Origin of the sequence: Tropicimonas marinistellae, assembly GCF_001509585.1 — a bacterium.
In the GTDB taxonomy this organism is placed as follows: domain Bacteria; phylum Pseudomonadota; class Alphaproteobacteria; order Rhodobacterales; family Rhodobacteraceae; genus Tropicimonas; species Tropicimonas marinistellae.
Genome location: NZ_LNCI01000026.1, coordinates 1 through 8863 on the forward strand (window position 1 = coordinate 1; position 8863 = coordinate 8863).

At 62.7% G+C, this 8863-nt stretch carries 8 protein-coding genes; 4 read left to right on the forward strand and 4 right to left on the reverse strand.

The window, feature by feature from the left end; translation table 11 throughout:
* Positions 1-213 precede the first annotated feature (213 nt).
* From ARC39_RS24955 to ARC39_RS24970, 4 genes are all read right to left on the reverse strand, one after another.
* Positions 214-1626 (reverse strand): pyridoxal phosphate-dependent decarboxylase family protein, encoded by a 1413-nt coding sequence (locus tag ARC39_RS24955; RefSeq protein ID WP_068119559.1) that lies wholly within the window; start codon positions 1624-1626, stop codon positions 214-216.
* 86 nt (positions 1627-1712) lie between these two features.
* Positions 1713-3005: an NAD(P)/FAD-dependent oxidoreductase gene (locus tag ARC39_RS24960; protein WP_068119561.1), complete on the reverse strand. Its 1293-nt coding sequence runs from the start codon at positions 3003-3005 to the stop codon at positions 1713-1715.
* A 41-nt stretch (positions 3006-3046) separates the two neighbouring features.
* Complete coding sequence (locus tag ARC39_RS24965; protein ID WP_068119564.1) at positions 3047-4186, reverse strand: ornithine cyclodeaminase family protein; 1140 nt, start codon at positions 4184-4186, stop codon at positions 3047-3049.
* Positions 4187-4404: 218 nt separating this feature from the next.
* Positions 4405-5448 carry an AraC family transcriptional regulator gene (locus ARC39_RS24970; protein ID WP_068119566.1) on the reverse strand — a complete coding sequence of 348 codons (1044 nt, stop codon included), beginning with the start codon at positions 5446-5448 and terminating at the stop codon, positions 4405-4407.
* A 193-nt stretch (positions 5449-5641) separates the two neighbouring features.
* Here ARC39_RS24970 and ARC39_RS24975 point away from each other — a divergent pair, with 193 nt between their 5' ends.
* From ARC39_RS24975 to ARC39_RS26345, 4 genes are all read left to right on the forward strand, one after another.
* The gene (locus ARC39_RS24975; RefSeq protein ID WP_068119570.1) at positions 5642-6577 is read left to right on the forward strand and encodes a tripartite tricarboxylate transporter substrate-binding protein; all 936 of its coding nucleotides are present in this window, start codon (positions 5642-5644) and stop codon (positions 6575-6577) included.
* A 72-nt stretch (positions 6578-6649) separates the two neighbouring features.
* Positions 6650-7189 (forward strand): tripartite tricarboxylate transporter TctB family protein, encoded by a 540-nt coding sequence (locus tag ARC39_RS24980; RefSeq protein ID WP_068119573.1) that lies wholly within the window; start codon positions 6650-6652, stop codon positions 7187-7189.
* A gap of 12 nt (positions 7190-7201) precedes the next feature.
* Positions 7202-8710, forward strand: a complete 1509-nt coding sequence (locus ARC39_RS24985) for a tripartite tricarboxylate transporter permease (RefSeq protein ID WP_078059468.1) — start codon at positions 7202-7204, stop codon at positions 8708-8710.
* Positions 8680-8863, forward strand: a 184-nt coding sequence (locus ARC39_RS26345) for a hypothetical protein (RefSeq protein WP_236545403.1), incomplete at its 3' end; no start/stop codon positions are given. The genes ARC39_RS24985 and ARC39_RS26345, both read left to right, overlap by 31 nt.

The following is an 8863-nucleotide window of genomic DNA, read 5'->3' on the forward strand; positions in this document are numbered from 1 at the left end:
TTCGATTCCCCTACGGACTGCCACCCGGCCCCCTCTCCCCAAAACCGCGCGTCCGAAAGGTCGGCCGCATCGAACCACGGGCCTTCATCTTGGCTGTCTTGCGATGCTGACACGGACGCCTTCCGCCGTGATCTTGCAGTCGAGCACATGAATTGCGGTGGAGCGATGCGATGCGAGAAGCGGCGCAGTCCTGTTTCCCGTTGGTCGGAGGGATCATTGCTCCAAGCTGTGAACGAGACGCTCATAGACATCCGCGATCACCGTGGCGGCCATCATGACATCGTCTCTCGTTGCGTCGAACTGGCCGACCTGGAACCGGATGACCTTCCGCCCCCCGAAACTCCCTTGCGTCAGGTAGATGCGCCCATCGTCGTTGAGCGCGTCCACCAAGGCTTGCTGAGCGGTGTCGTCGCCCGGGCAGCGAAAGGTAAAGAGGCTCAGGATCGGTTCTGTAACGATCTCGAAACCATCCAATCCGCGAATTTCCTCGCAGATCTCGCCTGCCCAGGACACGTGGTTTCTCAATCGCGCCCTTAGCCCTTCGAGCCCGTAGCTTCGGATCAGGAACCACAGCTTGAGAGCGCGAAAACGCCTGCCGAGTGGTATTGTCCATTCGGAGTAGTTCGTGACCGCCTCACCCGTCGTCTTCAGGTATTCGGGTTCGATCTTGAGCGTGTTCAGTTGCGGCCGGGGATCACGCAGGAACTGCACGGAACAATCGAATTGCGCGCCGAGCCATTTGTGCGGGTTGAAAACGATACTATCGAAGCCTTCGACGCCGCTCCAGAAATCCGCCCGGAACTCGGGGCAGATCATTGCAGCACCGGCCCAGGCTGCATCGAGGTGGGTATAAAGGCCCTCAGCACGTGCGACTTGGAGGACGGCCCCCAGATCGTCCGAGGCACCGATACCGGTCCCGCCCGTGATCGCGATGATGCCGGCAGGGATATGTCCTGACGCGCGGTCCCGAGTGATCGCAGCTTGCAATGCATCTATGTCGATTCCGTAGCGCGGCCCCTTCGTCGGCAGCTTGACGAGGTTCCGCTGGCCGATCCCGGCAACCCAGGCGGCACGGTCGATGGAGCTGTGAACCTGTTCGGAGCAATAGATGCGGAGGTTGCCCTTGCCGCCAAGACCGTCACGATTGCCGGTATAGGCTGTGGCCTTCTCCCGCATGGTCAGCACCGCCGAGAGCGTCGCGGAGGAGGCGCTGTCCTGGATCACACCTGTATAGCCCTCCGGCAAGGACATGGCCTGCAGCAGCCAGTCGATCATGACGCCTTCGAGCTCGGTCGCCGCCGGCGACGTCTGCCAAAGCATGCATTGCGCGGCGATGGTGGAGACCAGCATCTCCGCCAACATCGAAGGCGGCGCGGCGTTGGACGAAAAATAGGCGAAGAAACGGGGATGCTGCCAATGGGTGATGCCCGGCATCACGATGCGCTCGAAGTCCGCCATGATGGCGTCCATCGCTTCGCCACGTTCGGGCGGCGCGACCGGTAGTTTCCCGGCGATCTCGCCGGGGCGGGTCCGCGCCCGCACGGGACGGTCGCGGATGGTCCGATGGTACTGCGCCGCCCAGTCGGAAACATGCCTGCCCCATCGAGCGAATTCGTCCCAGTTCATCCCGGTTACTCCCCTCCTTGCCGAATTACCGCTCCTTGCGGGTATGCCTGAATCGCCCGGTCGGCAATCCTTCGGTCAGCGACCGCTCAGCGCGGTACGAACGCATAGGGCGACGGGTCCACCAACGGTGCATGTCCTGTCGCGAGATCTGCCGCCAACTGGCCCGCGCCCGGCCCCGTTCCGAATCCGTGGCCGGAGAAGCCGGTGGCAATCGTGAACCCCGGCACCGAGGCGACGGGAGAGATCACCGGCATCGAACTGGGGGTGATGTCCATCGTGCCGCCCCAGCTCTCGACAATCCGCGTGTCTTTGAAGGCCGGCCACGCCGCGCGGAGGTTGGCCAGAGCTTGTTCCGGGATTTCCTCCTTTGTCCGTGGATCTGTCGTCCGCTCCCGTTCGAAGGGCGAAATATCGCCCGGGCCCCAGCGACGCGGCAGTTTCAGATCTTCGATGAACGGTTTCCCGAGGATCGGACGGATCATCCTGTGCGTTTCCTTCAGCGTGTCGAGGTAGCGAAGTCCGAGCAGGAAGTGATCCAGGACGAAGGGCGAGCCGAAGGCGGCGCGGTGGGTGCCGATGTAGCCGCCATCTGCGTGTTTGCGGAAGGAGAAATCCGGCCCCCCCACCGCGACCTCGGAGGGGCCCTCCAGCGGCGCAGTGCGGAAGGCATAGCAGATCAGCGGCAGGCTCGGCAGCGAGATCCCCATATTGCCGAGGAAGCGGCGCGACCACAGACCGCCGGCAAGGATCACCTGATCGCAGGCGATCTCGCCCCGCTCGGTGACTACGCCGCTGACCTTGCCCGCCGCGGTGGAGAGGCAGCGCACGGCGCAGTTCTCGACGATCACCGCCCCCTTGCGCAGCGCCGCCTCGGCGATGGCGCTGGAGGCCAGGGTCGGCTCGGCGCGGCCGTCGCTGGCGGTATAGACCCCGCCGGCCCAGTTGCCCTGACCGCCGGGCGACAGCTCATCCACCTCCCTTGCGCTCAGGAGCTTCGAGCCGAGATCCAGCCCTTCGGCGGAGGCCAGCCAGCGGCGGTGCCCCTCCATCTCGGCCTCGCTGCCGGCCACGAACATGATGCCTGTCTCGCGATAACCCGGATCGCACCCGGTGCGCTCGGCCATCCCCGCCCAGAGCCGGTCCGAGGCCTGCGTCAGCGGGATGTCGGCGGCCAGGCGCGAGGTCTTGCGGATCCAGCCGAGATTGCGGGAGGATTGCTCGGCCGCGATCCGCCCCTTTTCCAAAACCACCGTGGGAATGCCCCGTTCGGCCAGGGTCAGCGCGGCCGAGAGGCCGACGATCCCGCCGCCGATAATAACGACGGTGGTGGCGTGCGGCATGTCCTGCGAGGTCTGGACGGGGCGGATCTTCGGAGCCACGGGCAGGCCCTCCTGTTGGCGTGAGTGGTGGCAGGGAGGACTCAGCGCAGAACCGGCTCGTCCCAGAGGTTGAGCTTGGTGCCGATGCCCTTGGCAAGCGCATTGCGGTAGAGCACCGTGCCCCAGGCCACGTCTTCCACCGGCATGCCCCCGACCGAAAGAATGATGATCTCGTCATCGCTTTGCCGGCCGGGCGTCGCGCCGGCGCAGATATCGCCAAGATCTTCCAGCGCATCGCGCGGCATCTTTCCCTCGTCGATCATATCCATGAATTTCACGCCGATGATCGGGACATATTGGTGGGCGGGTTTCGGCAGTTCCTCGAACCACGCCTCGTAAAGGCCGATATTGTCCAGCACCTTGCGGACATCGGGTTGTTCCAGCCCCTTGTCGATCTCGCAGGAGGCGGGCATGGACAGGAAGGCGCCCGGCTTCAGCCAGTCGCGCTTGACGACGGGATATTTCGAGATATCGCCGGTTTCGCCGGAGGCGCAGTAGGTGACGATATCAGCGCCGCGCACCAGGGTTTCGATATCGTCAAGAACCTCGATGGTGGTGATCTGCGGATAGGTTTCCTTGGTCCAGTCGATGAAGCTCTCAAGGCTGCGCTTGCCGCGCCCCTGCACCTTGACGGTATCGATCTCGGGGCAAGTCGCCATGAAGGCGGCGAGCGAGGTCTTGCCCATCACGCCGGGGCCATAGACCGCAACGACCTTGCTGTCCTTGCGCGCCAGATGCCGCGCGCCGACCCCGGGCACCGCACCGGTGCGATAGGCCGAAAGCAGGTTGGCGGACATATAGGCCAGCGGCGCGCTGGTATCGGCATCGTTGAGGGTGAACATCAGGATCGAGCGCGGGAGGCCCTTGTCCCGATTGGCGATGTTGGAGCCGTACCACTTCACCCCGGCGGTGCAGTAATCGCCGCCCAGATAGGCCGGCATCGCCATGAAACGCCGGTCCGCGGTGGGTTTGGGCATGGTCGGGAAGGGCGATTCCTCGGGGAACATGATCATCGCGCCATGGCTGTCATTGTTGGCGCCTGCCATCCGGTAGTCGCCCTTGTTCAGCAGGACGAACATATCCTCCATCGTATCGACGCAACCCGCCATATCGGTCACACCGGCCGCGATCATGTCCTGTTCGTTGAGGTAGAGAAAGTCGATCTTCGGGAGCTCGGTCACGGCTTGGGTCCTTATTGGCGTCAGGGGCGTGGGTTTGCGTCGCTGCCGATTAACCCGTGTTGGCCGCAACTTGCCCATTGCTCCGGGCGCCAATTTTCCGATAATTCCCGCCAAGTCCATGGGCAATCCGGCTACATTTTCAGCAGTTCTCTACGGAATTGGCCTCGGGAATCAGGGCACGCCGCCGAACGCCACCGAATAGGTGTAGGGCGTCTCCGTCACGACGAACGAGGCACATCGGTCCGGGCGGCTGCCTTGATTTCACGCGGGGTCAACTCGGACCACCGCTTGTGCGCGCGCCAGAAGGCAGTGCCATCGGCGTAACCGAGCGCGTTGGCGATCTCGCCAATGGGGATGTTCCCCTCCGAGAGGAGTTCCTCGGCCCGGTGGCGCCGGATGTCGTCCAGCAAGTCGCGAACGCTGGTGCCTTCCTCCGCCAACTTGCGCTGGAGGTTGCGGGGCGACAATCCAAGCGTGTCGGCCACCCGTTCGACGGAAACCGCCCGAAGACCGAGCCCGGAGGAGATTACCGAACGCGCGGCCTTGCTCAGGTTGGACCGGTCGGGGGTGGCGTCGATCAGATCGGCAACGTGGCGTTCAAGGACGGAAATGAGTGCCGTATCCTCACGACGGTGCAGTTCCACAAGAGGCCCACGGTCCATGATGATCCGGTTCGTTGCCTGGCCGAAGATCACGGGGCATCCGAAATACCGCTCCAGAAACTGCGGGTCACCGTGCGCCACATGTTCGAAGTGAACCTGGGTCGGTCTCCATCTCCGCAAGAAGTTGTTTCGGATCACCTGTACCGTCGCGACGGCCGAAAACTCGGCATCCTGACGGCGCGGCCAGATGCGCCCTTCAATCAATCGATAGGACCAGACGACGTCCTTGCCATCCTCCAGCAAGGCAATGTCCGTCCCGGTCTGAAGCGCCGCGGCGGACCGAACCATCCGATCAATCCCGACATAGATCGAGCGAGACAAGGACAGTAGCAGACCAATGGGACCGAGATCCCCTGCCCTGATGTCCGTTCCGATCCGCGCACCGATATGCGTGTCTCCCGACAGATCTGCAGCGTCCTCCAGGAACCCTACATACTCGAGCAGGGATAGGTACACATACGGATCCCGCAATGTTTCAAGGCTTAAACCATGCTTTGCCAGAAGTGGATGAACAGCGACAGAACGCGCAATGAGCCTGTCCAGGACCGCCACGAGGAGCGCTCCGCGGATCGCCGCATAGCCATGCGCTTCTGAGTTCATTTGCCCAAAACTCCACCTCTTTGAGAATTTGACCAGCGTAAACTATCGGAAATATGGCGTAGAATGCAATGGAGGATATCCTCTCGGCGGGCATGATGCTCTTGCAGACGCATTCCAGTTCCATCCGGGAGGAATGCTGACACTTCCCGAAAACGGGCGATGCGAAACCGCGTGTCCACAGGAGACCCCAGTGATGAAGACCTTCGTCGAAATCGGAACGGCCGCAATGCTCGCTGCGCTCCCGTTCGCAGCGGCCGCCGACTATCCCGAAAAGCCCGTCGAATTCGTCGTGCCCTTCCCACCAGGCGATCTCGAAGACGTCCTGACCCGAATGATTGCGGACGAGTTTCAGGCGACCTACGAGGTGCCGGCTGCGGTGGTCAACAAGCCCGGCGGTGGCGGCGGACCGTTCCCCGGCGCGGTCGAGGTCGCCATGGCGCCAGCCGACGGCTACACGATCGGATCCTTTGTCATCGACGTGCCGCTCGTGGGCCCGACCATCGGCATACCGCCGCTTGAAGGCAACCCGTTCGAACCCATTGGCGTCTTCCTTACCTATCCGTTCGTCATCGCGACGAAGGGCGACGCGCCGTACACCGACCTTGCCGGATTGGCTGCCTACGCCAAGGACAACGCCGTTACGCTTGGGCATTTCGGCGATGTGACAATGCCTGCCCGTCATACGCTCGCGATTGCAAAGGACATGGGCTTCGAGTTTGCTTCTGACGCGGCCTTCGATGCGCTCGATTGCAATACGCTGGCCTCCGGCGACGCAGATGTGATCAACACGACGCTGCAGCTGGTCATGCCCTGTATCGACGAGCTCACCTTCCTTGCCGCCGTTACAGAAGAACGGATCTCGATCCTGCCCGATGTCCAGACGGTGGGCGAAGTAATCCCAGAACTCGACATTTCGACATGGAACGGTCTTTTCGTCCATGAGGACACGCCTGCCGACGTCCGCGAGAAAATCGCCGTCGTGGCAGAAAAAGTCGTCACCTCCGACGCGGCAATGGAACTGGCCGCGCAGACTGGCGCGCTCATCTACTGGAAGGATGCTTCTGCCGCCGATGCGCAGTTGGAGACGGACGCCAAGGCGCTCGACCTGATCGGTTCCTACCTCGACTGATCGCGTGCCCGGGCGGAGCCGCAAGCCCCGCCCGGCAAGACCCCGAAATCCGCCACCCAAGGAGGCCCTGGAATGCGACGTCTGAAAGCGCTGGCCATGCGGCTCGAAAGTGACCGCAAGCCCGGAGATTTCGTGTTTGCCCTGTCGATCATGTTGCTCTCGTTGACGCTTCTTGCGCTCCTGCCGCTGCAAACCAGCTGGGTAGAAGGCACACGGTTCGCCGCGCAGCCCGCCTTCTGGCCCGGCGTTGGCGTTTTGATGATGGTCGGCTTCGGTGCCATACACCTGGGAGGCTCGCTGGTCTCCCCGCGCGAACCCGGGGCGCGCGAGGAAGTCCTGCGCTGGCTGCGCTCACTCGAGTTCGTCGGCTGGTTTCTGGCCTACGTCGCGCTGGTGCCACGGCTCGGCTACCTGCCAATGACGCTGGCCTTTGCCATCCTGCTGGTCTGGAGGCTCGGGTACCGCAGCGCCAAAAGCTATCTTGCGGCCGCAACCTTCGGTTTCGCCGTGGTCGCCGTGTTCAAGGCCGGGCTACAGGTCAAGGTACCGGCGGGCGCTGCCTACGAATACCTTCCGGACCAGATAAGGACCTTCATGATGGTCAATTTCTGAGGCTCGGCGACGATGGAGGCACTCCATTCCGGCTTTTCGCTTCTGATGAGCCTGGACGTTCTTCTGGCGCTTTCCATCGGATCCATTGGCGGCGTGATCATCGGGGCGATACCCGGCGTGGGTCCCGCGGTTGCAATCGCGATCCTGTTGCCCGCGACCTTTGCGCTGCCGCCGCTTACCGGGCTGATCATGCTGTTGGGCATCTATGGGTCCTCCATGTTCGGAGGCGCCTTGCCGGCAATACTCATCAACACGCCCGGCACTGCGGTCAACGCACTGACGACCTACGACGGATTTCCGATGACGAAACGCGGCGAGGCGGCCAGGGCGCTCGGTCTGGCTTATGGCGCGTCGTTCTTCAGCGGCATCCTGTCGGTCGTTGCCCTGATGCTCTTCGCGCCGCTTCTGGCAAAGATCGCGCCCATGTTCGGCGCCAGGGAGATTTTCCTGGCTGCCCTTCTCGGCATCATCCTCGTCATTGTCGCACATCGCGGTCATGTGGCGGCGGCCGGCATGATGGCGGGACTGGGTATCCTCTTGCAGAGCGTCGGTATGGAGCCGGTCAAATACACGATGCGGTTCACATTCGGTCAGGGATGGTTGACCTCGGGGGTGGAACTTATCGTCGTCGTGCTGGGTCTCTTCGCGATTTCGCAGGCTCTCACCTTGCTCATTGCGCCCGAGAACGCCCCGAGGACAGCTCCTGTCACCGGCAATGTCGGCCGCGAGATGATGGGCGTCTGGAAGTACAGGCGGGTCGCCACGGCGGGCTCCGTGTTCGGCGTGGTCATGGGGATCATTCCGGGCGTCGGCGAATTCACTGCGCAGTTCATGAGCTACACCTTCGCGCGGAAACGCTCTGCAACGCCCGAAACCTTCGGAAAAGGCTCCGCAGAGGGGCTGGTCGCTTCGGAATCCGCCAACAATGCCGTTCCGGCGGCCGCGATGATCCCATTGCTGGCGCTCGGCATACCCGGCGAAGCTTTGACTGCGATGATGCTGTCCGTCTTCTACGTGCATAACGTTGTGCCGGGGCCAGCGCTTTTTCGGGACGACCTCGGCTTTGTCTATGCCCTATTCATCGCGCTCATCGCGCTCAACATCCTTGTCGTTGGCTTCATGCTGGCGGCCTCCAACTGGATCGTGCGCTTGACACGTATCCCGACGCGCTTTCTCGGCATGATGATCCTGACCTTGAGTTTCGTCGGCGTTTACAGCCTGCGTAACTCGATCGTCGATTGCGCGCTGGCCGCCGGGTTCGGCGTGTTGGGACTCATCCTCAAGCGACTCCATCTGCCAATCGTTCCAATCATACTGGGGATGGTGCTGGGTGGTATCATGGAGGTGAAATTGCGGGCTGCCCTTGCACGGGTGGAATCGCCACTCGACTTCCTGAACCGCCCCATCTCTGCGCTGCTGGTCCTGTCTATTCTCTGGGTCGTCGCGGCCCACGCACGCCCCGGCCTCATGGATGGCATGGTGAACGCAATATGGACTGGCTTGAAAAGACGGTCGAAATGAAATTGCGCGCCGGTCTCGATGCGGATGCCAGCGCTCTGTTCGTCACGTTCCGAGACACGCTGGCTGGGGCAGAGAAAGCTGCTTGCATTGGTGCGAATCCTTGGCTAGGTAGCGCGCCACGCCAGCGTGGTCCGTTCGTCTATCGGTTAGGAC

Bases quoted from the DNA above. Each gene is read 5' to 3' on its own strand.
- ARC39_RS24970 (WP_068119566.1), bottom strand. From the start codon at position 5,448: ATGAACTCAGAAGCGCATGGCTATGCGGCGATCCGCGGAGCGCTCCTC.
- ARC39_RS24980 (WP_068119573.1), top strand. From the start codon at position 6,650: ATGCGACGTCTGAAAGCGCTGGCCATGCGGCTCGAAAGTGACCGCAAG.
- ARC39_RS24975 (WP_068119570.1), top strand. From the start codon at position 5,642: ATGAAGACCTTCGTCGAAATCGGAACGGCCGCAATGCTCGCTGCGCTC.
- ARC39_RS24985 (WP_078059468.1), top strand. From the start codon at position 7,202: ATGGAGGCACTCCATTCCGGCTTTTCGCTTCTGATGAGCCTGGACGTT.
- ARC39_RS24955 (WP_068119559.1), bottom strand. From the start codon at position 1,626: ATGAACTGGGACGAATTCGCTCGATGGGGCAGGCATGTTTCCGACTGG.